Source organism: Acinetobacter sp. NIPH 298 (assembly GCF_000369505.1).
GTDB lineage: Bacteria > Pseudomonadota > Gammaproteobacteria > Pseudomonadales > Moraxellaceae > Acinetobacter.
On sequence record NZ_KB850055.1, the window covers coordinates 756,092 to 781,618 of the forward strand.

A 25,527-nucleotide genomic window follows, 5' to 3' on the forward strand; every position below is an offset into this window, starting at 1 on the left:
TATGTTATTTAAAACGAATATAAAAGTTGGCGCGAGATTTAAGCTTATTGTTAGAAAGTCTGATGAACAAAGCACTCGCGAAAGTGCGTGGAGTGATAATTTGGTTCTTGATGCAGGACTTGACGCGATGGCTGGAGTTGGTAGTGCATTAATCTCTCATGTATGGGTTGGATCGGGGAATTCTGCACCAGTTCCGTCTCAAGTTAGTTTAGATAATGCTATTTCTGGAACAAGTACAACACAAGGTAGCGATCAATCGGGATTGCAGGTATCCGCTTTACCTTATTATTATTTTTGCAAAAGAACATTCCGTTTTCCTCTTGGAGCTTCGGCTGGAAACTTGTCTGAGATAGGGCTTGGTAATGGTGCAGGTTCTTTGTTTAACAGAGCTTTGATTCGAGATAGTTCAGGCAACCCTACGTCAATCACGGTTCTAGCAGATGAGATACTAGATGTTCTCGTTGAGCTACGTGTTTATCCATCCACAAATTTCTCAGGTCAATTTCAGTTACTCAACAAATTTGACGAGGTAGTTAGTGTGCATGACTATGCTGGCAATGCTGTACTTCACAATAATGGTATAGCATGGTCAGTAGGGTCTGTTCGTGTAGATTTGCCATTACTAGCAGCAAGAGTGATGGCAAATTCAGTAAATCCATTAAATACATCATATCCAAATACCACAGGTGCTGTAACCAAACTCATGTCCCAATCAAGACCAAATAACAGAGCTTTAATTGGTTTATTTACATTGGGTCTGAATGAGGGAAATGATTGGGATCACAAGGGCATCCTGATTCCGATTGCAAACTTGTTGTCTAAAGGAGATTCGTCTGCGCTGATCGGTTACAAATGGGATATTGATCCGCCAATTCCAAAGAGCAATCAGCAAACACTTAGATATATGTTTGAATTGACATGGGATAGGTATACGTCATGATTCCGAATAATGCACTATCAACAAGCAGCGTTTATGCTGCTTTTTTTGTACCAAATCGTATCGATGATTTAATTGATTACGAGTGGGGTGGTATAGATTTATATGATTCATCACAAGGTTTGCAAGCCAAGTTATGGACCTGTTTCTACGAAAGTGGGGTTATTAAAGCAAAAGCTGATCAAGTGATACACGACCTAATCACTGTTGCTGATGTAACAGCATTGAGTTTTGCATTTGATTTAAATATGCGTCCTGTTGTGACTTATGTCGTCAATGATGAAGTGTTTTTGTGGTGGTATGACACATCTATTGGGCAGCAAGTTGCAACGAGTTTTGGAAATAATTTAATAACGCCACAATTATCACTCGATGAACGTCGATCAGAATTCAGTGCTAATGCAGATGTGATTTTTGCATATATCAAAGCAGAGCAACTTTGTATTCGATTGCAACGAGACCGTTATCAAATTGAGTATGAGCTTGGGAGTGGACAGGTACTCATTCAAATCGGAATGATGAAGAATAACCGATTTGGTTTTGCCACAAAGATTATCAACGGTTTTGATCTGTTTTTAGATCAAATGTATGTCGATGCTCGTAACAAGGTATTACGTTTTGATTATCTTGATCTATGTCCATTGCAATCATCTTACAGTGTTCAATTTGGGAATAGCGTCATCAAAGCTGAAGGGCTGAATGAATATGCTTTGAGAACCCAGTTTGAAAATATAGAAAATGTGGTGTCGATCGCTTTCAATCTGAAAGAAAAAGATTTCGATTACTTCATGTCATTTTTTAGAGTCTGGCAGCATAAACGCAAGCCGTTTTATATAGATCTCGTTTTAGATCAACGTCCACGCACCCAGTATCTAGCACACTTTGTACATGACAGCGTTTCGATGACGAAAAGTGGTGCAGTGTTTAAAGTCAGCGCCCAATTATTTATCTTGAATAATGATCTTGATAAGTCTGCAATTAAAACAATAGCGGAGTCACGGAATGTCAGAGCTTGAGAATTTTTTATATGGTCCAGATAACGCTTATTTGATTGAGTGTATCGAGATTAAACATAGTTTGTGGCCAAAGCCTTTGCGCTATGTGACCAACGTCTCTGAGGGAGTGACTGTTATTCAAGACAGTCAGCCCACTTTCTATGAATATGCAGTATTGAAGATTGATCGGGGCAGCGTCAGTGATGATCTTGATCAGAAGTTAGCGATAACGGTCGGGGATTTGGGCAAAGTCATTCCTGGTCTTGTTGATCAAATTATTGAGCAAGTATCACTTGAGCGACCGCAAGTGACTTATCGAGCGTATTCAAGCATTGATTTAACAAATCCAATTTTGCAGATCGATCACTTGGAAGTCACAAGTCAGAACAACGATTATCAAGGAACAACATTTGAAGCTGAAGCAGAGCAGCTTAATGAAGTTGGTACTGGATTGTTGTTCACCAAAGAGAATTTTCCGACCTTGGTTGGCTTTTACTAAAGAGGTAAAGAAATGATTGAATTTCACGATAGCATTCACTCAGTTGACTACATGATTGATCTAAAAGATATCTCAAATATTGAGCGTCGTTTCCGTAGTAGCCGTGGATCTGAGTCAAACTATGATGTTATTTTCACGTTTAAAAGCGGAAAAGTTATCGAATTGACTTTGAGTGATGCCGATGTAACTCGGCTTTCAAGTGCTGTGGAAAATACATAAATAGTGAGTACAGCGAATGAGAGATTTTAATCTGCAATTGCTTTCATTATTTGAAATGCAATACAACGTTAAGAATTATCATTGTGTTCATTTCGTGATTGATGCTGCAAGACAGTTGATAGGTCAAGATTATTCAAAAAGCTTTATTGGTTTGACTGCATCGCTAAATGATTCCATTCAAACATCAAGACAGACAGTCATTCAAAACAAGCGACTGAAAGAACCGCGACAAGGATGCATTGTCCTTATGACAAGCCTCACTGGTAACAACCATGTGGGGCTTTTTTATTGCGGCAAGGTTTTGCACTTGAATGAATCGGGCACTCAATATCTATCACTAAACAGCATGAAATGCTTCTACACAAGGTTTAGATACTATGAGCCACTTACAGATTTATGAAGATCCGCTTGATGCAAGCACGATCACGATTGAGCAGACTGATAATGTTTTGCGTCGATTCTTAGAAATTAAAGCGAAATTTACACAAGCACGAATTTATAAAAATACGCCTTGTCCTGAAAATGAAGTTACCCCAATTGATAAAGTCACTGCATTAAAATTGTTAGATGCAGGACCAGAGGATCAATTTCATATTGTTTGTCATGCTGGTGACATCATTTCAGCAGTGAACTATGTTGTCGTTAAAATATTTGGTTCTATTGTTAATGCTTTAGTGACTGTGCCGACTTTAAGTAGCGGTGCTCAAGATAAAGGTTCAAGCAATAATGATTTAACCAGTCGTGAAAATAAACAGCGTATTGGCCAACGTGTTGCGGATCCATTTGGAAAGATAAAATCTATTCCTGATTTGATTGCGCCAAGCTTTGTTTATTATGTAAATAAGCAAGAAGTTGAAGAATCATTGATGTGTTTAGGTCGTGGTTATTATCACATTCAAGACATCAAAGATGGTGACACCACTTTATCTACAATTGCAGGATCAGCATGTTCAATCTATGAACCAAATACCAGTCTTATCGGTACACCACAAATCAAGATTGGTGAAGATTTTACAGATAATCCACTAGTCGCTAAATCATGTACAGCGATCAATGGCCAGACTGTCAATGAAGGTACTGAAGATATTACGAATAGTGATGTCGATTTCCAACTTACAGCGTTCTATCCCAATCGGCTGCAATCATTCAATTCATCCGTTGATATGCGCGATCATTTTCAAATTGGTAATTCGATTTTATTGAGTATGGATACAGTCGGTGTTGCAGATCTGAGTGTATCAGCGAATTGTGTACCCAAAAGTATCGGCGAATTGTATATTCAAACGACTGATGTCCTACATAACTTGAATTACAAATCCCTGCAGATTACCTCATTGATGCTTGATGGGTTGAACTTAGCAGGGAATTACCAAGTATCGAGTATTGCCCAGGTTGTAGATGGGTATATCTGTAACCTGGTTAATCCCGAGAACGTAAACTCAAATTGGTCATTGATTGTAGATCTAGATGAAAAGTCTGCTTTCTTTTCTGGGATTTTGCAAAACAATGCTGATTCAATCGACTTGGGTGGTGAATATCCATCTATTTTAGATGTCGGGATTAACTACATCGATCTAGAAGTTCCAACGGCCTTACAACTTGAATGGGATAAGTTGCAAAGCATTACGCTAGGTCAAGTGGACATGGATATTAAAAAGATCGTGTCGAGCTGGCTTGGTTGGTTTTATATTGATTACAACGATATTAAAGAGTTGATTTTTAACTTCTATCTGCCACAAGGTTTGCAAGTCATTCGGAAAAAAGGCCAACGACACACTGATATTGTTGATTACACAATCGAATACCAAGAAATATCAAATGGCTTGCCAACTGGCCCAGTATTCACGCATACGCATAGAGTACAAGACAATACTACAGTGGGCTTTGGTGTATCGAGTCGTATTCCGCTTGCATCAACATTTGCGGATGGTGTGCGGTTTAGAGTTAAGAAAGCACCTGAACAATGGCGAAATGAAGTACAGCAGCGACTTCGTGATTTGAAACTCAAATCAGTTTACGCATGCTCAGTATCAAACAAGCTCATTTATAACGATGTAACGATCGTACGCACTAAAACCATCGGTACCAATGAAGCAACAAGCGTTAAAAACCGTATGTTGAACTGTATCGCCACACGTAAGCTTTTTACATATCGAACCGGCTTTAAGTCAGTAGCGAGAATCCCGACAAGTAATTTTGCTGATATTGTTTGTGCGATTACGACCGATGAATTGATTGGGCGTAGAGATATAAGCACGCTTGATGTCGCTAATCTCTTTGCTGTGGCAGATGAAGTCGATGCTTATTTTGGTGTACCGATTCAGTTTAACTACACATTTGATGATGCCAAGATGTCTTATGAAGAGACACTTACAACGATTGCGAATGCAGTGTTTTGTGATGCACGCCGTGAATCAAACAAAGTTTTCTTTGTATTTGAGAAACCGCAACAAGTACCGACTATATTGTTTAATCACAGGAATAAAAAACCTGAAAGCGAGAAGCGTTCTGTCAACTTTGGTGTAAACAAAGACTATGACGGGGTAAAACTCAAATGGGTCGATCCGACTGATTCCTGGTCTGAATCAGAAATCAAGTTACCTAATGATAATGTGGTCAATGCGCGAGAATTGGAAATTAAAGGCATTACCAATCTTCAGCAAGCGATGCTTTTAGCGCATCGAGCTTTGAATAAGTTGCTTTATCAAAAGAAAACTGTCGAATTTTCTGCTTATAGTGAAGCGGATCTCGTCACTCGGAATGACTTAATTCTTGTTGCTGATGATACGCGTCCGATGCTGATTAGTTCAGGATCCGTTATTGATCAAGATGGACTGTATTTAACGTTGTCACAGCCGTGTGTACTAGAACAAGGTGAAAGTTATGTCATTCATCTTCAATTGCCAAATGGCCAAGTGGACGTTGTTCAGGTGACACAAGGAGACAGAGAGCGAGAAGTCTTATTAGCACGTGCACCAACTTCGCAGCTTGTTATTGAGTACGAGGGGAATATCAGTTGTTCAACCTATCTGGTTACGACCGACACGCACAGCAAGCGAGATCTATTTTTGATTACTGAAAAGTCTGGTGGAGGTGCTGAGTCTTCAATCACTGCAATAAACTACACTGATCAATATTACTTAAACGATAAAGATTATGTCTGAATCAATAGCCGCCAAAAGGCGGTTTTTTTACATCTGGAGAAATGAAAAATGGCAGAGCCAATGAGTAGCGGTGTCGGGGTCGCAACTGTAATTAAAGTTTATGGTATGTGGTTTTTGATGGCCATTGCGGCTATAGCGGTGGTTTTGGGTTATTTGGTAGTCATTATGACTCGAATGCCTCGTACACGCAGTGAATGGGTCGTGAGTTTAATCACTACGGTGGTGGGGAGTATCGCAGGTGGTGGATTCTTAATTCAGCACTTTGAGCTGCATGATTATCTTTTAACTTGGTCGGGTCTATGTGCAATAGGGGGCATTTTCTTTGCTGCAGGTTTGCCATTTTGGGCCATCATCCGTTGGTCATTCAACTATGTGAATGCAAGAGAGGATGCAACCATCTTCGACGTAGCGAAAGAAATGAAAGACTACAAAGATAATTTTTAATTAGTTGTTTAACCAATACCGCCGTTTGGCGGTTTTTTTGTATTTGATGCAATTCCTGATTAACGCTTAATCAGGATGCAGCTGATTGAGCGTTGGGTTGAAGCATCGGAAAATAATAAGTGGAAAGATTTCCTCTTGATTTATTGAAAATCACTGGAGTGAGTTCCCGCTAAATCTACATTTTCAGGAGTTAATTCGCGAGGAAAGTAAATTCTTAAAATAGTTTAAAAGATTTGTAGTTGCTGGAACGCTTAAATTTTGCATACAAGCTGAAAAGTAAACGGAAGTCTTTCCGCCTAATACGGAAAGACTTTTTTTCTTATAGTTGCTTTATCAATAAACAAACGAGGAGATCAATGAGGATATATGCACTAAAAAGCAAAAACCCCAGTGCGCCAACACTAGGGTTTTCAAATCCACTTAACCCACAAAGCAAAGGGGAAATGTCTCTATGCATAAGCATACATCAAAATCTGAATTAAAGGTAGATGGAAAAATGAGCGAAAAAGGCGCAGATCGTGCGGGGCTAATGCAAGCAATCACAAATTTGGGGTTGGTAATCGGTATTGTTGTTATCGCCATAATTTTAGCTTTGAAATGAGCTACGAGTACCACCCATGCCGCCTAAAGGCGGTTTTTTATTACCTAAAGGAAAGCAAAATGAACATTGAACAATATCTTAATGAATTGATTAAACGTGAAGGTGGGTATGTAAATAATCCTGCCGATCGAGGAGGAGCGACCAAGTTTGGTATCACTGAAGCGGTCGCACGTGCGAGTGGATTTAAAGGTCACATGCGAGATCTGCCATTGGATGTGGCCAAGGGCATTTATAGAAAACAGTATTGGATCTCGCCACGATTTGATCAAGTAAATACGATCAGTGCCGCCGTGGCTGAAGAACTACTCGATACAGGTGTGAACTGTGGGACGGGCTTTGCAAAGCCATTACTGCAACGTGCTTTAAATCTTTTGAACAATCAAGGTAAAGGAGGATGGCCAGATTTAGTAATTGATGGAATCTATGGTTCAGAAACGATGAATGCATTTACAACCTATCTCACAAAGCGCGGTAAAGAGGGTGAAGAGGTCTTAATCCGAGTGCTCAACATTATGCAAGGGCAGCGCTATATCGAAATATGCGAACGTAACCCTACACAGGAGCAGTTCTTTTATGGCTGGATCAACAATCGAATCGCATAACAAAGTAGTTCATCATTGCAAACGCTCATGGTCATCATTGATTGTGAGCGTTTTAGTTTTGTGCTTACTGTCAGGATGTTCAGCGCATACGATCAATAGCAATGTACACGTTGGGATATGTGTAAAAGCCCTCTGATGAGGGCTTTATTTGTATATATGATCATTCAAGTTCTAGTTGATAGTCATCTTTGGTCACTTTTATTTTTAATTTTTTATATTTGCGTTTGTTTGGATTGACTGCGGAATTGTTTACTTCATCTGCAAAAGTCTTGTCTTTCATGAGGCTTGAATACGCTTTATATCCTAAAATAATCCGCGTGGGTTGGTATCCATTTCTATTTACATAGTATTCAATAGTTGAATTTAATTCATTTAGAAGACTTGTATCACTCATTTCAAAAATGCTTCACTTTTAAGAGTTCATTGAAGAATAGTGTAAATTAAGTAAAATATCTATATGAATTTAAACATTTTTATAAGGACTACCTGTCATAAAACTGTAATATTTCATGATGAATTTTATTCATTGAACTGTGATCTAAAAAACGCTTAATTTTATAAAGGATTTTTGTACTCAGATTGCTGACATTGCAATTGGCTAGAGAAAGCATGGCTTGATAACAATAAAATAAATAATCCAAAAAATCATGGTTTATCTACTATTTGAAATTGTGGTAAAGGTAAAATCAAAACTAATCACAAATGATTAGCTCTTTGGAATCTCCTCATCCCTGGGCTTTCTCACATTCTTAACAAAGCATTCTTCAATCGCGCCATACTTTTTAAAGTTTTCACGTGCTTGGTTGAGTGAAGGCACGTTTGCACCTCCAGCCGAATCATGATGTTCTGCTTGTACAGGATCATCCTCCCAAAAGCATACAGAGCAGATGTCATAGTCGCCGTTAGATGGTTTACCTCTGGTTAGGTAGCCGCAGCATAAACATGGGTAGAGCATACTGTTTCTCCAATCTTTCTTAACTATTTTTCTCAGGCTTTTCAGCAAAATTAGAACTCAAATACACAACATTTTTGGGCTCAACCAAAGAGACATTTTTCTCTATGTATATAAACGCCCGAATAGTTCCCCACAGTAAAGCTAAATTTTAAAGACCTAATATTTAAATGAAAACGCTCATTATTTTCATTGATAGTGAGCGTTTTATTTTAGTGAGTTTCATACTGGCTTTTATTTTGTCACTCTCTCAAATGTTGCTAGGAAATAACTTCCATCATCATATTCTTTCATAAACTTTAATTTTAGAGTTGATTTGTCCAGTCGCAATATTTCATATTTCGTAACATCTCCATCTATAACTTTTGTAAGTATATTATCAACTATTGTCCAGTTTCCATCTTCTTTGCTAATTTCACAATCTCCTATATTTTGTACTATTCGTTTGTTAGTTTCATAAATATCAAAACAAGGTTCTTCTTCGTCGTAAATGTCGACTTCTTTTCCATTCTTAAGATCCGAAGATTGGGAAAATCTCCATTTCCCGACTATAAGCTTTGCATAGTCTGTACTAAGATTAGTCGCTTTCGGAATAATTTTACCTGTATTAACAACGTTCTGTTTATTTGGTAAATCAATAAATTTCCATTTAGGAAAAATCCAATCAGGCTCGGGAAAACGATCCCCACTGCGTACTTTTAGTTTGTTAGGTAGAGTTGAATACTCATCCTTTGCATCCAAAAAGTAGGAATTAACTACACCAAAATTTGTATTCGGTGTACCTGTAGCATAATGACGATGTGGTGAAAATAAGCCAATTTGATATGCCGCACTATTGGATTGCAAATTTCCTGCTTTTGTACAATAGTCACTTTTAAAATGTAAGCGACCACTCGGCTCAATTAAGTCAATTGCTTTACTATTCGTATTTTTAACCTTAACAATTATTTGATATTCATCAAATTTAATATCAGGACAATCAATATCAGTAGCAGTTCCTATTTTTTCATAATTATATCCAAAAATGACTCCATTATAATCGTAGAGTATTTTCTCTTCTGCAAAACATGGCATAGCGCAGAGCACTAATGTTAGAGTTAAAATTATTTTCATTTCAAATATCCCTTTTTATATAACTTAAATGATTTTTTTACTTTTAGTACGTCGCCATATAGTCGTTAAGTAGTTATTTTAAAACTATAAAAAATAAAAAGATTAAAGATTATTGTTGTTTTCCGATGAGTGGTGTTAATTCAAACTAAGCAAATCACTGCATGTAAAGGGCTTTTTCTTAACTTATACCAACTCATAGACTAATTCTGCCCAGAAACAAAGCAAGTGCCAATCCTGAATCTTTGAGGTACATACTTTAACCCTTCGGTATCTCCTCATCCCTCGGCTTTCTCACATTCTTAACAAACCGTTCTTCCATTGCACCATACTTTTTAAAGTTTTCACGAGCTTGATTAAGTGAAGGGACGTTTGCACCTCCAGCCGAATCATGATGTTCTGCTTGCACAGGATCATCCTCCCAAAAGCATACAGAGCAAATGTCGTAGTCGCCGTTAGATGGTTCACCTCTGGTTAGGTAGCCGCAGCATAAACATGGGTAGAGCATTTTATTTCTCCAATCTTTCTTAACTATTTTTTTCAGGCTTTTCAGCAAAATTAGAACTCAAATACACAACATTTTTGGGTTCAACCAAAGAGACATTCTTCTGTTCATCGATGACCGCACAAAGGGCAGAGCCGCATTTTATAAGAAATAACTCTTGACCATTCGACTTGACTGCTGGCAGGTGAGTAGGGTGTGCTAATGCTTTCCTAGCGGATTTAGCTGTTTTAATATCAATTGTAGCAAAGGTAAAAAACGCTGATAAAGCAAGAAAGCAGATGAAGAATGTCCAGAAAAATAAGCGTATACGATTTACTCGTTGTTCATCAGTTAGAGTTTGATTATGAATTTGAGGTCGTTGATGCTTTTTCGCCTTAAATGGATTTCTCAGATTACTTGGATATTTTATATTGAGTAGTGCAAAGATATACGAAAAAAAACTTAGTATTAATGCTCCCAGCAATATATATGTCAACCAATTAGCACAGTTTAGAAAGCCCCAGTTAATCTTGTCTGCTGCAGAAAAATTAAGGACAACAGGATCTATTAGAAAAACAGCCATGTAAGCTGCTAAATAGTTTTGGCCACATGCGTAAAAAAAAACTGTAAGTAAGGAAATAATGATCGCTACATCCAACGAAAAATTAAACTTCATTTTCTTTCCTTATTTTTTTTCTTCGGGCATTTCTTGCCATTACCACCCAGCAAGCAATCACAAGCTTGACCATCGCCGTCACGATCTAAGCTTTTCCATCCAGTTTGACCAGACTTTTTGCGTTGTTCATAACATGATTTTGCTTCTTGTTGCATTCAGAGGCTCATAATTTTTAAATATAAATTTACATAATAAAGCAGAACTATTGATTTTGTAAGTTTTGTTATTTACATTGTTGTAATATGTAACTTATGGAATTATTAGAAAAATGGCAAAAATGTTAAGTGTGAAGTTTGGAGCATTAAATATAACAGTACATCCACATGATAAGGATGGGCAAATATATTTAGATTTATTTAACTATTTGTATAAAGTTAGAGAACCTTTGCAGGTCAGAGGGAATGATTATATTTATTTATCTGCATTAAAGCCATTAAATGATGATAAACCTTTAGAGGGATTACAAGGTACATTCACTAAACTTACAGGAATTGAAGTTTCGGAATGGTTTGATACCACCACAGACAAATTAGCTGAACAGGATATTGTTGAAAATGTAAATATTCCTTCTCATTTATTTCCAAATGCTAAATTTTTTAATTTTATATTTTTTCCCAAAAAACATATTCTAATCTCAGAAATTTATGATAATAAAGGTACTGTAAGTATTGGGACGTTAGCTAAATTTTTTGAAAAATTATTTTACAGACAAGATATTAGAGAAAAATTTACAACTGCAACAGTTCATGTTTTACCTGATATGGGAAAGGTAGAAGAAATCATAAGAATGGGAACTTTAGTGACGTTAGAGCTAGAAATTTACAGGCCCAATGCCGATGATGTAGAAGAGGTCGAAACAAGCTTTTTAGAAAAGCTGGAACGCTTGAATGCAGAAAAACTTGAAGAAAAATATGAAACCCAACGAAAAGGTTTTCTTACATTAGATGAGGAAACAAAGAATAAAATGAGAGTTGCAGCAAAAAATGGTAAAGTATATGCCAAAGCTATTGATGAACAAGGCTTAGTGAAACCACATAGTACAGAAAACATCCCATTTGTCGAGCAAGATAAATATGATCCAAAAACTACAGATAAATTAGATTTTTTAAAGCGTAAAGCTCTAGAAATCTATGCTCGTTTTACCCCATCAAAAGGAAAGTTTAAGGGTGATAATTGATCTGCTATGAACGTTAAGAAAGAAAGTGCTTTAAAACAATATTGGACAGCCTATGGTGGTTGGAGGGCTTTATTGTCTTCACCTTATTTATGGTGTGCATTTCTGGGTACTTTCTTTTGTTATTCTTTCTGGACGAAAGAAGATTTTCTAATTTTAGCTCTATCTGCTTTACCTAGTTTACTTGGTTTTTCATTAGGCGGTTATGCTGTATGGCTAGCTATTGGTGACCAACGCCTAAAAAAAATGCTGAGTGAGCATACTCAAAAACAATCAGCAGATACTCCATCCGATTTTATGAAAGTAAATGCAACTTTTGTACATTTTATTATTTTGCAAATAATAAGCTTGGTTTATCTAATATTCTTAAAGGCAAATTCATTTTCTGAGATTATTTTATTTTTCAAACAGTTCTATGTTTTTTCTGATTGTCTTATTCAATTTATTAAGTTTTTATCCATAATGTTTTATGGTCTAGGTTTCTTTTTATTCACATATTCAATTTTATCAATGTTGGCAGCAACTTTTGCTGTTTTCAAAATAGCAAGATGGAGTGATATGTTAAATCGTGTACCAGAAAATAAGTAAAAATGCATACGGTACTTTTTTATTAAAAATTATTTAAAGAATATTTTCGCATGACTAAAAAAAGCTGAAATACACTTAAAATTAGAGCTGTTAGAAAAAAGTTTGAGTGATCTGAAATATTTAGAATATTGTATTCAATGTTGTACGTTGCAAATATTGGATATATTGAAATTCTGAAAATAATGAACTCTGTAAGATACATTTTAAGTTTTTCTCCTAAAATATTTGATTATTTATCTAACTTAATTTTACCTCAAAAAACTAACTAAACTTAGATTTCATCACTTTTTTTTATTTGCTAAAGCTGTTGTGAGATCAGCTAATAACTTTCGTTCTTGTACGTCAAGACTCTCAAACTTTTTACCAATAAATTCTAGATATAATTCACTATTAAGATTTTCAAATTCATCAACGATTTCTTGCTGTATGTATTCTCCAATGATGTATTTAGCTTTTATTAAATTACTTTTGAAGTCTGTTAGCGTGCTGTCAAGTAAATTACCTTCGCCTTGAAGTCCTAACTCCAAAGAAAAATCTAAAAGCTGTACCATCGCAGAATTCAAAGATAGACCCTGCTGTTCAGCATACTTTGTTAAATTTTCATGTGTAGTTTGTGGCAAACGCGCTTGAAGACGTATCAATTCTTTAGAAGACATTTCTCGCCCCTTATCTATTGACACCAATAGTAGTGTCATACTAAAGTAATGTCAACAGACACTAAAAGTGGTGTCATAAAAACGCCCCGAACATTCTTGGCGGAACACGGGGCGAGTTACCAATCTTTTACGAGAAAAATTGATATGAAGAGTTTAACATTTAATGCAATAAAATTTCATCCAATCCAACGTGATGATGAGCAAATTTGGATTACTTCATCAGAGCTTGCTCATGCTTTAGGATATGCACGCGAAGATTCTGTTTCACGAATTTATGATCGTAATTCGGACGAGTTTAATAGCCAAATGACATTGACCGTCAAATTGACGGTCAATGGAATTAATGAAAGTTTGCGTGAAAAGGAAACCCGTATTTTTTCCTTAAGGGGTTGTCACCTCATCACATTCTTTGCCCGTACACCAGTTGCAAAAGAATTCCGCAAATGGGTTTTAGACATTTTAGATAGGGAAGTACGGCCTAAAACCAAGAATCATAAAACTGAACGTGTAGTTCTGAACGATGCAGTAAATATGCTTGTGGCGAAATCAAAACACCTTAACTTTTCCGATGCTTATAAACTCATACACCAACGTTTTAGTGTGAAAGGCATAGATGAGATCTCACTTGATCAGATCCCTGTAGCGGTTGAATACGTCCATCATCTGATCGCTTTATTTAGCCATAGAGAACATAGAACGGCAGACATGAATACGATTGCTTTAGCTCATTGCATGATTTGGTGTCGCCAGTGGTGGAAAGAGTACGGTGATGCTATCCGTAAAATTAACCCGAATATTGCCTCATCCGTACACGACTATTTCATAGATGGTTCATTCGTCGCTTGGGGCTTTGTAGATGAATCTGAGAAAGCAGCATTACGCAGAAAGTTGGATGCTCATCAATGGAATTTAACCATAAATGAAAGGTTAAGATTACTGTAATTTTATCCCCGAATTTTATAGTGAAAACTTTCGTATTTGATTAAAAAACGCTCGAAAAACTTTCGGGGAATGAATTTCTAAATGACTGATTTTATTGAAGTTAGGTAAGCAGTTTTTGACCTGAATTTTAGGCAAAAAAAGCATACTATTTTATTATTATTCAATTGATTAGATCGCTTTTGACGCAATCTTGACATCGTAGAGGTCTCCAGTTCGAGTCTGGATATACCTACCAAGATTTAAAAAAGACTGATAAGTTAAATCTTATCAGTCTTTTTATTGCTTAGCATTTTAGAATTTCAGAGATACCCAAACCCCTTGACCCGAATTGAAAATGGTGATAATTTAAACAATACGGAAGTCATATACTATTTGGGATTCAAGAGCGATCTTGCCTAAATGAACAAAGATATGACAAACCCGTATACAACAGCTAACAACGAACGAAACGGTTCTGATCGTTTTTAAAAATGTTCAAGGTTGTAGAAAAGCCCGTAAATCGGGCTTTTTTAATGTCTACAACTTAGAACAATAGGTTACGGTAAATCAAACCAAATCATTTGGCTGTCTTGCAGTGCTGTAATCGTTGCGGTTTCATCAAATAGCAAAGCATCACCTGCTTTAACCAAATGATCAGCAATCATCACTTCACCCGAAATCACATGCACATAGTTTACTTTTTTCTGTGCTGCAATCTCCAAATGTTGATCTTTCTCAATCACAGCAGTTTTCACTTCAGCATCTTGACGAATCAACATAGGTGCAGATTCATCGCCAGCAATTAAATGCCATTGGTTTGGATGATCTTTAGGATTGAGCAGAATTTGCTGATAAGTTGGCTCAGCATCTTGCACATTCGGTTGAATCCAAATCTGTAATAAATGCACGGCTTTATCATGCTTATTCATTTCACTATGGGTCACACCCGTACCTGCACTCATCAACTGCCATTCACCCGCATTGATTTGTCCCTCATTCCCCATGCTGTCTTTATGCGAAATCGTACCATCGAGTACACAGGTTAAGATTTCCATATTGTCATGGGGATGAGTACCAAAACCATTATGTGCGGCAACCGTATCGTCATTAATCACCCGTAGCGCACTAACACCCATATATTTAGGGTCATACCAGCTACCAAATGAAAAACTATGATAAGTATCTAACCAGCCTGCTTTGACATGGCCACGGTTTTCACTACGATGTAGATAAGCATTCATCTTGCATCTCCAAATTATTATGTTTTGCTTAAGCATAATATTATCGGTTCATAATGATGCTTAATAGTGTTTTAGTGCGACATATTGTTCTATAAATGGAATGATTTTGTTTTGTGTATATTTCTTCTGGTGAATAAAAAAGGCTGAATGAATTATTCAGCCTTTTTAAGTGAGATAATTTTATTTATCAATCACTTATTTTGATTTGTTCTCAAGTTGAGGAATCGCAGAACCTGAACCTTGCGCCACAGCAAGTAAACCAGATTCTGTATAGAGACCGAGTTTAGCGCGAGTATCGGTAATATCTAGGTTACGCATCGTTAACTGACCAATACGATCCATCGGCGTAAACATAGAATCACCTTTCTCCATGGTTAAACGCTCAGCTTCATAAGTGAGGTTAGGAGATTCAGTGTTCATAATGGTGTAGTCATTACCACGACGCAATTCTAAAGTCACAGTACCTGTAATTACTTTTGCAACCCAACGTTGAGCAGTTTCACGTAACATCAGTGCTTGTGAGTCAAACCAACGACCTTGGTACAATAAACGACCCAAACGTAAACCGTTAATACGGTATTGTTCGATGGTATCTTCGTTATGAATGCCCGTCACTAAACGCTCGTAAGCGATGTGTAATAATGCCATGCCCGGTGCTTCATAGATGCCACGAGATTTTGCTTCGATGATACGGTTTTCAATTTGGTCAGACATACCTAGACCATGACGACCACCGATACGGTTGGCTTCTAAAATAAGCTCAACAGGATCATCAATACGTTTGCCATTCAAAGCAACAGGAGTACCCGCTTCAAAAGTCACGCTCACTTGTTCTGGCAGAACTTCGACATCATCTTTCCAGAATGCAACGCCCATGATTGGATCAACGATTTTAATACCAGCATCAAGATATTCTAAATCTTTAGCTTCGTGCGTCGCGCCCAACATGTTTGAATCAGTTGAGTAAGCTTTTTCTTTCGACATTTTATAGTCAAAGCCGTTGTCGATTAAGAATTGCGACATTTCGGCACGGCCACCTAACTCATCAATAAAGTTTTGGTCTAACCAAGGCTTATAAATTTTTAAATCTGGGTTGGTCAACAAGCCATAACGATAGAAACGTTCAATATCGTTACCTTTATAAGTAGAGCCATCACCCCAAATATTGACGTCATCTTCTTTCATTGCAGTTACAAGCATTGTACCTGTCACTGCACGACCTAACGGCGTGGTATTGAAATAAGGAACACCGCCAGTGCTAATGTGGAATGCACCACATTGAATCGCAGCAATACCTTCCAAGGCAAGTTGTAAACGACAATCGATTAATCGAGCTTTGACTGCACCATAAGCTTCTGCTTTTTTTGGAATCGCATCATAGTCATCTTCATCAGGTTGACCTAAGTTTGCGGTATAAGCATAAGGCTCTGAGCCTTTCTGTTTCATCCACAATAAAGCCGCTGAAGTATCGAGACCACCAGAGAAGGCAATCCCAACTTTTTTGCCTACAGGTACGTGCTGCAAGATAGTTGCATTATCAGTCATTGCTTGTCCTAACGTTATAATAAGACCCCGAACAGGTGGTCTTGGATAATCAAAAATCGGAACTATTGTAACACTTTTCGTGCGTCATGGTTTTGTAAAATCGAGTTGATCTTAAGGAAAATTTAAACCTTTTTAGAGGTTACATTGCTTTAATCTTAATCGCAATTTTCAAGTAACCCATGCCAAGCAAATCAGAACGCTAAAAAATGCGACATCCAATGGTTGTGAGGACGGATATTTTCGTTTTTATAACTGGCGTATGTATTTTTTAAAATCGGAAGGATTAATTTGTTCAATCTTCAGTGGCACCACACTTTTTGTCGATAGCCATTGCAGATCATCAATTTTAACAAAGTCATTTGAGGACAGGGTATAGACATAACCAACACGCTCCCAATCGACAGTACACCGATCTAATTCCACGAACACTTGATCATTTTCAAACTTAATCGCGAATCTAGCATCTTTAGCTAGGCTGATATATTGAATTGCAAATAACTGAGCGATCAACTTATTTTCAATTGCATATATGCCAAAAGCATTATCTTTTAGTCCATCGCCCACTGCTTGAGTGGGTTGCAGTCGTTCAAGATGTTGGGATGAACCGTGGAATAAAAGTTTAGGTTTAATATGCATATAGATTTCTCGAAATCATCAACCTAACTTAAAGCGAATCATTTAAGCCGATCAATTGTTTTTCAATCGGGGTAAATACATGATCATGACGAGCGATCAAATATAAACCAATATTCCGATAGGGTTCAGGTGTTTCCATATAGTATTGAATATTAAACTTTTTAATTAGAGATTTGGCAATCATCGAGACACCCATACCCAGTTGGCTAAAATGAACTAAAGCTTCATGATCATAAATATGGGTTAATTCACCTTTGCTCAGTTGATAGTCTGCATAAATGTTATTCAGTGTGGTGGCATAACAACATTCCTCTGAAGCAAGCAGAATATTCTGATGATTGAGGGAATCCTCAAGATTATCGTGATTGATGACATTTTTACCAATGATCACCAGTTGATCATTGGCTTTTTGAATGTATTGAAGGCTTTTTTGTGTGGGGTGACCGAGTACATAAGCAATATCAAGATTTCCTTGTAAAATTTCATCTTCAATAAACCCTGTTGCTCCTGTTTTCATCGTAATCGAAAGATCAGGGTAGGCTTCGTACAACTTGCTAAAAGAAGGATAAAAACGCATACCACCTAAGCTGGTATTGGTGCCGAAACGTAAGTAGTTTTCTTGTTGATACAGTTTATTTTCGGTTTCTTCCCATGTGAAAATCATTTTTTTATATTGAGTATATAAATTCATTCCTGACTCAGTCAGCTCAACACCTTTGGGCTTACGAATAAACAGCTGCCGTTTATAATGATTTTCAATTTTTTTAATTTTAGCGGTCATATTGGATTGTAAATAATTAAGCTTATTTGCCGCAGCCGTAATGCTTTTTAGTTCAGCAACGGTGACAAATGATCTGATATCGTTAATGTCAATATTCACGCTCTATCCTCAATATGACAACTCATTCATTAGAGCGCTTGCATAAATCCCTTGCGGAACTTCAATCGTTGCTCATTCTCAAGATGCGAGAAATACACAGAGGGGTTGAATGCTTATGAAAGAACTCTATTTCCAAAAATGGAGAAAATCATTTTTCAAACTAACATTAAAAAAAATGATGTATACATTAAAACATAGCATTATTCATGATGTCATTTATTTTTTAAACTAGCCATACTTTCCATCTGTTGAGTAAAACGTGTGAATATTAGAGTCATCAGTGCAATCTCCTTGCTGTGTCTGGTTTGGGGATCGTTGTGGGGACTGGTTAAATATAGCTTATTGGTCTTTCCGCCATTCTTATTTATTTCTACGCGATTGATTCTTGCTGCTTTGACATTAATGGTGTTGCAATTCATTCTCAGAAAATCGATTTTGCCGAAACAGGGGGAATGGAGGTCATTGATCATTTCAAGTTTGCTGATTTGTTTCGGATTCTATGCCACACAGACGTTCGCGATGCAATTTGTTGACTCTGGTTTATCTGCTGTTCTGGTTTTTACCATGCCAATTTTTATTGGGGTTTTAGCGCATTATTTTTTAAATGAACGTTTAAATGCTCAGAAAATTTTGGGATTAGTGTTCGGTAGTTTGGGGCTGATCGCGATACTTTGGCCACAACTTCATCATTTACACATGAACGTATCCTTGATGGGGCAAGTGCTTTTAATTGGCTCGGGCTTCTTTTGGGCTATGGCAACAGTCTATATCAAAAAGAATTTTGCTACTTATGACAAAGTAAAACTCACAATTTGGCAATTGTTGATGGGAGGTAGCGTTATTTTGATAGGCGCTTTAATCTTTGAACCGATTGATTTTAAAGTTTGGCTGAATCCTTTGAATGAGTCGATGCTTTTCTATATCGCAGTGATTGGGACAGGTTTTGCCTTTGTGTTATGGAATTGGATTGTGAGTCAGGTGGATACCTTTATTGCTTCAATTTCAATTATGTGTATTCCACTTTTAAGTCTGTTGTTTGGCTATTTAGTTTGGCATGAACCATTAACAGTCAATATTTTAATTGGCGCGGCGTTTATTTGCTTAGGAATTTTTATCAGTGCTTTGAAAATGAAAATACCGAAAAATCGTGCCATTACTTAATTGACCTGCATATGGTCATTTCACTTTTTTATAAGAAAATCAGTTGTGTTGTACATGGCTGATTTTTATTTTAATTTATTCAAAGGATTGGATAAGGATTGTATGCATGAGATCCCATTCATAATGACTTACATCTCTTTATGTTTCTCCCATAGCGATAATCAAAAAGGTATTTATGAAAGAAGTCTATTTGTAAGTCATTATTCTGTTTTGTTATTTAAATAAAAATTGTTGAGATCCTCGTGCAAAATTGACACTTTCAACACCGAAAATATGAAAAAGAGTCATCCCAAAATGCCAAAAAAGTATTAAAGTACTATGCAACAAGTTGCAAAGCCAAAAAATAGAGAAGGAATACCATGACTAGCTATGCAAATATTTTAAAACCATTACATTTAGGCTTTACCACCATTAAGAACCGTGTGGTGATGGGCTCTATGCACACAGGTTTGGAAGATCGTTTCTTTAATTACCCTAAACTTGCTGCTTATTTTGAAGAAAGAGCGAAGGGTGGTGTTGGCTTAATCATCACAGGTGGTATTTCTCCAAACCGTCAAGGTTGGTTGTTACCTGCTGGTGGTACGATGAACAGTTTGGTTGATATTCCGCATCATCGTCTGGTCACGCATGCCGTACATAAGCATGGTGCTAAAATTTTAATGCAAATTTTGCATTCGGGTCGTTATGGTTATCAGCCATTTGTGGTGTCTTCAAGTTCTGTGAAATCACCCATTTCACCGTTTAAACCGCGTGGAATGAGCAATAAAAATATTTTAGATACCATTGATGATTATGCGCGTTGTGCCAGTTTAGCGAAGAAAGCAGGCTATGATGGCGTTGAAATTATGGGTTCGGAAGGATATTTACTGAATCAATTTTTAAGTCGTCATGTCAACCAACGTACTGATCGTTGGGGTGGTGATATTGAAAATCGCATGCGTTTTGCAGTGGAAATTGTTAAATCAATTCGTGCAAAAGTTGGCGAAAAATTCATTATTGCTTTCCGTCTTTCTCTACTGGATTTAGTGCATGACGGTAATACTATGCAAGAGGTTATTCTGGTTGCGAAAGCATTAGAGAAAGCTGGCGTTACGTTATTAAATACGGGGATTGGTTGGCATGAAGCACGTATTCCGACCATTGTGACTTCAGTTCCTCGTGCCGCATTTGTGGACTATACCGCATTTGTTAAACAGCATGTTTCTATTCCTGTGATTGCATCAAACCGTATTAATATGCCTGATGTCGCAGAAGATATTATCGCTTCTGGTAAAGCCGATATGGTACAAATGGCACGTCCATTTTTAGCGGATGCGTATTGGGTCAATAAAACCGCGACCAATCGTGTTGATGAAATTAATACCTGTATTGCATGCAACCAAGCATGTTTAGATCATACTTTTAAAAATCAACGTGCAACTTGTTTAGTTAATCCTCGTGCCGCTTTTGAAACAGAGTTGGTCTATATCAAAACGCAAAAACCAAAACGTATCGCAGTTGTTGGCGGTGGTGTTGCGGGGATGTCAGCGGCAACTGTTGCGGCAAGTCGTGGACATGCTGTGACTTTGTTTGAAGCAAGTAACGATGTCGGTGGTCAGTTTAATTTGGCCAAAGTTGTTCCGGGTAAGGAAGAGTTTCACGAAACCATTCGTTATTTTAAAGTACAGCTCAAACAAACAGGTGTTGATTTACGTTTGAATAGCCAAGTCAGTCGTGAACAACTTGAGCGTGAAGGTTTTGATGAAGTGATTGTGGCAACGGGTGTTGTTCCTCGCGCTTTAAAAATCCAAGGTAGTAGCGCTCCACAAGTTTTATCTTATGCGGAAGTATTAAGAGGGGCAGAAGTTGGTCATAAAGTCGCAGTGATTGGTGCGGGGGGGATCGGTTTTGACGTATCGGAGTTTTTATTAAAACCAGCACATCAACCTCAGCCACAACCACTTGCTGATTGGCAGCGTGAATGGGGTGTTGATCCAAACCCGAATTATATTTCTGAAGGGGGAATGCAGCGTCCAGAAGTTGAGATGCCTGTACGTCAAATCTTTTTATTGCAACGTAAGACGACCCCCCTTGGTATTGGCTTAGGCAAAACCTCAGGTTGGGTACACCGTGCACAATTGAAAAAACATGCTGTGCGCATGCTTCGTGGCGTGCAATATAAAGCGGTAACGGATGAAGGTTTATGGGTTGAGCATAACGGACATGATCAGCTATTACGTGTTGATACGATTGTGGTTTGTGCTGGGCAAGAGTCGGTAAAAGATTTAATGCCTAAAGAGGGTGAACAGACTTTTGCAAACTATCATATCATCGGTGGCGCTAAGTTAGCTGCTGAACTTGATGCCAAGCGTGCGATTCGTGATGGCGCAGAGTTGGCTGCTCGACTTTAACAATTGATGAAACAATATGCATTTGAATACATTGCAGTTAAATATTCCTTGAATAAAGCAAACAAGCTTTGTATTCTTACGCACATGGAAGCGTGGCAGAGCGGTTTAATGCACCGGTCTTGAAAACCGACGAGGGTGTGAGTCCTCCGTGAGTTCGAATCTCACCGCTTCCGCCAAATATCTAAATAAGCCCTTGTTTTTACAAGGGCTTATTTTTTGTCTATGCTCTTACCCCTCAATATACCCCACATCAAAATGTAGATGCATTAACCCTTCTTGATACCTTATTAGACTAATATAGAAATGGGCACGCTATTCAGAGCGTGATCTTAAACTCTTGTTCCTATGTCAAACTCTCTTCTTATTGCCCTTTTCTTAAGTGGGTTAGGTAACATCTTTAAATCCATGTTTGGATAAAATTTGTATTGCAGATCTAAATTCCTCTAGTGCTGAGCGAATTTCAAAAAGTCACGTCGTTGATTCACACTTTCATTTTTCTACTCATCTTGACCTATTACTTACACAATCTATAAAAGGCATTGTTGCATCTCATACTTGCTAGAAGCTGTGTTAGTGCAGCAGGCCTGTCATTAAAATTTATTTCCGTGAAACCACAATTCTATAGTTGGAATAATATCTTTCATATATTGGACTTGATTTGTTAATTTATTGGAATTTTAATCTTTATTTATAGTAGCCATAAGCCTAAAGGCTTTTAAATACGATGCTTTTAGGATTATAGTAGGTCTTTATGCATAGTCTTGTTAAAGACTAGCATGTTTTATTTTACAGATGAGTTAATTGTATTGAATGAATAGGTGAATGATGTGCATACTGACAGGCCAAAACATGCTGATAATCAACCTGTGAGTTACGATTCAGGTGTGAATTTGATTCGCAACGAAGATCTTTTCCGTCTCTTGAAAAAAAGATACGACCCTAGATGGTCAAGCTATAAAGATCTTGGCAAAGAGGTTTCTGAGGGCATCTTTTACGAAACAATATGTTTATTGGAAAATCTAGAACGTCAGCTTGGTTTGGTTTATAACAGAGCCTATCCTACGCGGGATGAATTTTTGGTTGCCCAAAAAAATGCTGATCAGAAAACATTAAGTCAGGTTATAAAGTTTTATGAAGAGTTACGTGCTGAACGTCACCTAATTGAATATGGACAGTCAACGTACTTTTTTAGTAAGAATGTACAAGCCTATATCACTTACCTGAAGCGTTACCCTGATTCCCCTTTTTGGAAAAAGGGAGGTGAGTGGCAAATTGAAACATTTCCCCACGAAGCTATTTTTGATTTCTTCGAGACGTATTTGGGTGGATTACATGTAGGGCAGACTGAACCAACTACTTTGACTGTGGAATCTGCGGTGGAAAATCAGTCAGAGTTAGATGAAATAAACCAACAACAAAAACTTGCTGAATCGGAAAATATTAAAAAGACTGATCCCGTAGCAGTAGCACCTCTTACCGGAGGACAAAGTCAGGCTGTTTATAAGCAATTTGATGAAGGTCTAAGACAATTTAACGAGCTTCTAGCAAGACATGAGTCTTTACGTGTGATGTGTTTCGAGATCACCTTGACGCCACAAGAGACTACAATTAAGGAGAAGAGGTATGCTTTGAATAGAAAGCGAATCGAATTACTAGGTTGTTTTCGCCTATTGGTAGAAAGGTATGGGTTACTTGCTGAGTATTCCCGTATTGAGATGGGAACCAATTCAAGCCTTGTTTTGCAATGGGTACTCTTGTTTAAAGGCCATGATCCTTTGGATATAGGAAGGGTGCGAGCTAGTATCCAACGAGAATTAGAATCACAGATGGCTGGTGATTCTGATTTGAGAACTCAGTCATTTAAAGTTGGTATACAAGATTTGGGATGTTTGTTTCATTCATTGGATACTAGATACAAAGATGTCATTAAGGCACGTTCTAAGTCAGAAAGACAGGCATTTGAATATTGGATGCTTGGCTACTTGTATCGTGTTGATTCTGTCCTTAAACCTAATCTAGAACAGTTAGCTGATAGTCTTTATGTGGATTGGCATCGTGAACATTCTGTTTTACTTAACGTAAATGAAAGACCTTCTGTTAATAATCAGAGTAACAGTCATCGGCGACATCAGACCAAAACGGACATTAAATGGATTCATGATTTTATTGATTTGGACTTCAGTGCTGAAAGTAAGCAGATATGGAAAAACAATAACTTACCTAAACAGGCCAAAGACGACTTAAAGTTGTTGGCATTACTTTATTTACAATACAAAGATAGGTTACCAGTAGATTATAGGGAGAAAGATAATGTTCTAAAGTTATTAGTGTCTATCGAGCATTTCATGCGGTTGATCCAGCACAACCCAGTTCAGGCATTGATTGAAGAATATTTGCCACAAAGTCAGATTGAAAAATCGCCCTTGAAATGTTTATCACAGCAATCAAAGCAGTATTTGGTGATTGGTCAACAGTTATCGCAATTTGATCTTAGCTTAAAAGAACAAATAGTAGACCTAGCTTTTGTTGGATGGCGAGTAAGACTTTTTCTACAACTGTTTAAAGAGAATCCATCGGGTTTTCAAATCGATAGGCATGGAATAGTTGATTTAAAATCTTGCCTAGGCCGTTTTAAAAATTTGGAGAATTACCAAGTTGGTGATTTAAAAGGAGGACCATCCTTATTTGATATTGAAAAACAGGAAGCTGTCAGTGTCAAACGCAATCAAGCTAAAGCAAAGGACTATTTAAATAAAGTAATCACGCAAGATGTGTTCGCTTTTCGATTGGAGTTTTCCTATCAACCGAATATAGCGTTTACTACAGAGGACAACATTACTGCATTTAATGCTTTGCTCACGGACTTTTTAAAAAATCTGAAGCGTACCAGAAAAATAAGTGGTGAGAGTCTAGTTGCTTATGTTGGTACACGCATGTTTATAGGCAGTACTTTGACTGCTGATATTACATTGATTTTTAGTGCCCAGACCTTGTCCGATTATGATGAACAGAAAAATAAAGAATGTATTGAGCAATCTAGTGCAAAAGTAATCGGGTACTGGAGGGACTACATTTCTATAAAAGAGCGAAAGATTTCTAAAAATAAAAAGGCATCAACAGAAACTAGACCAGACTACTTAAACCTTTTTAGAAATGAAAATCTCAGAATTAGTCAAAGTGCTATTATTTCATCACTACCTAAATCATCAAATTTGATACACATTAAGCATCATGACAGTAAAAAATTACGATCTTTCAAATCTGAGCTTGCTGATTTCTATTCGGGACATGGACTATTGTGTAAATGGAAATTTGACATGCTAGAAAATCTTAACCCGAGCGAAGAAAGCGATCGTAGTAAAAATATGGATCAGTTTTTGAAAGGGCATATAGTTTCAGATAAATCCAAACAATCAAAACCTAAACAGGCAGATATTTCAGCCCAGCCAAAAATCGAGGAAGCTGAGAGAATCGACGATGATCATGTTAATAACGAGTTGGAAGTAGTTTCCATGGAGGAAGTGAGATCTAAACACATTCAAAAGATTATTGATGGGATAAGAGATTTTGAATTGTAACTTTATGGTAATAAATGAAGAAGAAAAGTAGTATCGGGCCTGAAAATGCAATTTTGATATTAATTTACAGAACT

At 37.2% G+C, this 25,527-nt stretch carries 25 protein-coding genes and 1 tRNA gene; 15 read left to right on the plus strand and 11 right to left on the minus strand.

Annotated elements, in window-relative coordinates:
- Window position 1: 1 nt before the first annotated feature.
- The 8 genes from F903_RS08650 to F903_RS08685 all read left to right on the plus strand — a co-directional run bounded on the left by F903_RS08650 (window position 2) and on the right by F903_RS08685 (window position 7,461).
- The gene (locus tag F903_RS08650; protein ID WP_005196327.1) at window positions 2-940 is read left to right on the plus strand and encodes a hypothetical protein; all 939 of its coding nucleotides are present in this window, start codon (window positions 2-4) and stop codon (window positions 938-940) included.
- Window positions 937-1,953, plus strand: coding sequence for a hypothetical protein (locus F903_RS16260; protein WP_005196329.1), 1,017 nt, complete (start codon window positions 937-939; stop codon window positions 1,951-1,953). The genes F903_RS08650 and F903_RS16260 overlap by 4 nt, the downstream gene beginning before the upstream one ends.
- Entirely contained in the window at window positions 1,940-2,431 is a 492-nt protein-coding gene (locus F903_RS08660; protein ID WP_005196337.1) for a hypothetical protein, read from the plus strand. The genes F903_RS16260 and F903_RS08660 overlap by 14 nt, the downstream gene beginning before the upstream one ends.
- Before the next feature lie 12 nt (window positions 2,432-2,443).
- A complete protein-coding gene (locus F903_RS08665) occupies window positions 2,444-2,650 on the plus strand; it encodes a hypothetical protein (RefSeq protein WP_005196338.1) in 207 nt (68 codons plus the stop codon).
- Window positions 2,651-3,027: 377 nt separating this feature from the next.
- On the plus strand, window positions 3,028-5,814 hold the full coding sequence (locus F903_RS08675; RefSeq protein ID WP_005196340.1) for a host specificity factor TipJ family phage tail protein: 2,787 nt from the start codon (window positions 3,028-3,030) through the stop codon (window positions 5,812-5,814).
- A 48-nt stretch (window positions 5,815-5,862) separates the two neighbouring features.
- The gene (locus F903_RS08680) at window positions 5,863-6,258 is read left to right on the plus strand and encodes a hypothetical protein (protein ID WP_005196341.1); all 396 of its coding nucleotides are present in this window, start codon (window positions 5,863-5,865) and stop codon (window positions 6,256-6,258) included.
- 451 nt (window positions 6,259-6,709) lie between these two features.
- On the plus strand, window positions 6,710-6,859 hold the full coding sequence (locus F903_RS16665) for a hypothetical protein (protein WP_005196342.1): 150 nt from the start codon (window positions 6,710-6,712) through the stop codon (window positions 6,857-6,859).
- A gap of 59 nt (window positions 6,860-6,918) precedes the next feature.
- Window positions 6,919-7,461, plus strand: coding sequence for a glycoside hydrolase family 108 protein (locus F903_RS08685; protein ID WP_005196343.1), 543 nt, complete (start codon window positions 6,919-6,921; stop codon window positions 7,459-7,461).
- Window positions 7,462-7,621: 160 nt separating this feature from the next.
- Here the strand turns inward: F903_RS08685 and F903_RS16745 are convergent, their stop codons facing one another.
- From F903_RS16745 to F903_RS16405, 6 genes are all read right to left on the minus strand, one after another.
- A complete protein-coding gene (locus F903_RS16745) occupies window positions 7,622-7,855 on the minus strand; it encodes a hypothetical protein (protein ID WP_005196344.1) in 234 nt (77 codons plus the stop codon).
- Between the two features lie 312 nt (window positions 7,856-8,167).
- On the minus strand, window positions 8,168-8,416 hold the full coding sequence (locus F903_RS08695; protein WP_005196346.1) for a CPCC family cysteine-rich protein: 249 nt from the start codon (window positions 8,414-8,416) through the stop codon (window positions 8,168-8,170).
- 231 nt (window positions 8,417-8,647) lie between these two features.
- Window positions 8,648-9,526: a lipocalin-like domain-containing protein gene (locus tag F903_RS08700; RefSeq protein WP_005196347.1), complete on the minus strand. Its 879-nt coding sequence runs from the start codon at window positions 9,524-9,526 to the stop codon at window positions 8,648-8,650.
- Between the two features lie 256 nt (window positions 9,527-9,782).
- Window positions 9,783-10,031: a CPCC family cysteine-rich protein gene (locus tag F903_RS08705; RefSeq protein WP_005196348.1), complete on the minus strand. Its 249-nt coding sequence runs from the start codon at window positions 10,029-10,031 to the stop codon at window positions 9,783-9,785.
- 19 nt (window positions 10,032-10,050) lie between these two features.
- Window positions 10,051-10,683 carry a hypothetical protein gene (locus F903_RS08710; RefSeq protein ID WP_005196349.1) on the minus strand — a complete coding sequence of 211 codons (633 nt, stop codon included), beginning with the start codon at window positions 10,681-10,683 and terminating at the stop codon, window positions 10,051-10,053.
- A complete protein-coding gene (locus F903_RS16405) occupies window positions 10,680-10,838 on the minus strand; it encodes an excalibur calcium-binding domain-containing protein (protein WP_005196350.1) in 159 nt (52 codons plus the stop codon). The genes F903_RS08710 and F903_RS16405 overlap by 4 nt, the downstream gene beginning before the upstream one ends.
- A gap of 113 nt (window positions 10,839-10,951) precedes the next feature.
- Between F903_RS16405 and F903_RS08720 the strand changes: the two genes are divergently transcribed.
- Window positions 10,952-11,860, plus strand: coding sequence for a DUF4747 family protein (locus F903_RS08720; protein WP_005196351.1), 909 nt, complete (start codon window positions 10,952-10,954; stop codon window positions 11,858-11,860).
- 6 nt (window positions 11,861-11,866) lie between these two features.
- Window positions 11,867-12,445 carry a hypothetical protein gene (locus F903_RS08725; RefSeq protein WP_005196352.1) on the plus strand — a complete coding sequence of 193 codons (579 nt, stop codon included), beginning with the start codon at window positions 11,867-11,869 and terminating at the stop codon, window positions 12,443-12,445.
- 281 nt (window positions 12,446-12,726) lie between these two features.
- Here F903_RS08725 and F903_RS08730 read toward each other — a convergent pair whose 3' ends face one another.
- Window positions 12,727-13,101: a hypothetical protein gene (locus F903_RS08730; protein ID WP_005196355.1), complete on the minus strand. Its 375-nt coding sequence runs from the start codon at window positions 13,099-13,101 to the stop codon at window positions 12,727-12,729.
- Between the two features lie 144 nt (window positions 13,102-13,245).
- Between F903_RS08730 and F903_RS08735 the strand changes: the two genes are divergently transcribed.
- Window positions 13,246-14,043 carry a BRO-N domain-containing protein gene (locus F903_RS08735; RefSeq protein ID WP_005196356.1) on the plus strand — a complete coding sequence of 266 codons (798 nt, stop codon included), beginning with the start codon at window positions 13,246-13,248 and terminating at the stop codon, window positions 14,041-14,043.
- Window positions 14,044-14,579: 536 nt separating this feature from the next.
- Here F903_RS08735 and F903_RS08740 read toward each other — a convergent pair.
- From F903_RS08740 to F903_RS08755, 4 genes are all read right to left on the minus strand, one after another.
- Window positions 14,580-15,263: a pirin family protein gene (locus tag F903_RS08740; protein WP_005196358.1), complete on the minus strand. Its 684-nt coding sequence runs from the start codon at window positions 15,261-15,263 to the stop codon at window positions 14,580-14,582.
- A gap of 195 nt (window positions 15,264-15,458) precedes the next feature.
- Window positions 15,459-16,808, minus strand: a complete 1,350-nt coding sequence (gene argG, locus F903_RS08745; protein ID WP_005196359.1) for an argininosuccinate synthase — start codon at window positions 16,806-16,808, stop codon at window positions 15,459-15,461.
- Between the two features lie 246 nt (window positions 16,809-17,054).
- Window positions 17,055-17,444, minus strand: coding sequence for a hypothetical protein (locus F903_RS08750; RefSeq protein WP_005196360.1), 390 nt, complete (start codon window positions 17,442-17,444; stop codon window positions 17,055-17,057).
- A gap of 28 nt (window positions 17,445-17,472) precedes the next feature.
- Entirely contained in the window at window positions 17,473-18,324 is an 852-nt protein-coding gene (locus tag F903_RS08755; protein ID WP_005196361.1) for a LysR family transcriptional regulator, read from the minus strand.
- A 261-nt stretch (window positions 18,325-18,585) separates the two neighbouring features.
- Between F903_RS08755 and F903_RS08760 the strand changes: the two genes are divergently transcribed.
- The 4 genes from F903_RS08760 to F903_RS08775 all read left to right on the plus strand — a co-directional run bounded on the left by F903_RS08760 (window position 18,586) and on the right by F903_RS08775 (window position 25,453).
- The gene (locus F903_RS08760; RefSeq protein WP_005196363.1) at window positions 18,586-19,485 is read left to right on the plus strand and encodes a DMT family transporter; all 900 of its coding nucleotides are present in this window, start codon (window positions 18,586-18,588) and stop codon (window positions 19,483-19,485) included.
- Between the two features lie 359 nt (window positions 19,486-19,844).
- Complete coding sequence (locus F903_RS08765) at window positions 19,845-21,875, plus strand: NADPH-dependent 2,4-dienoyl-CoA reductase (RefSeq protein WP_005196364.1); 2,031 nt, start codon at window positions 19,845-19,847, stop codon at window positions 21,873-21,875.
- Between the two features lie 86 nt (window positions 21,876-21,961).
- Window positions 21,962-22,051, plus strand: a tRNA-Ser gene (locus F903_RS08770).
- 642 nt (window positions 22,052-22,693) lie between these two features.
- Window positions 22,694-25,453, plus strand: a complete 2,760-nt coding sequence (locus F903_RS08775; protein ID WP_034594995.1) for a hypothetical protein — start codon at window positions 22,694-22,696, stop codon at window positions 25,451-25,453.
- Window positions 25,454-25,527 lie beyond the last annotated feature (74 nt).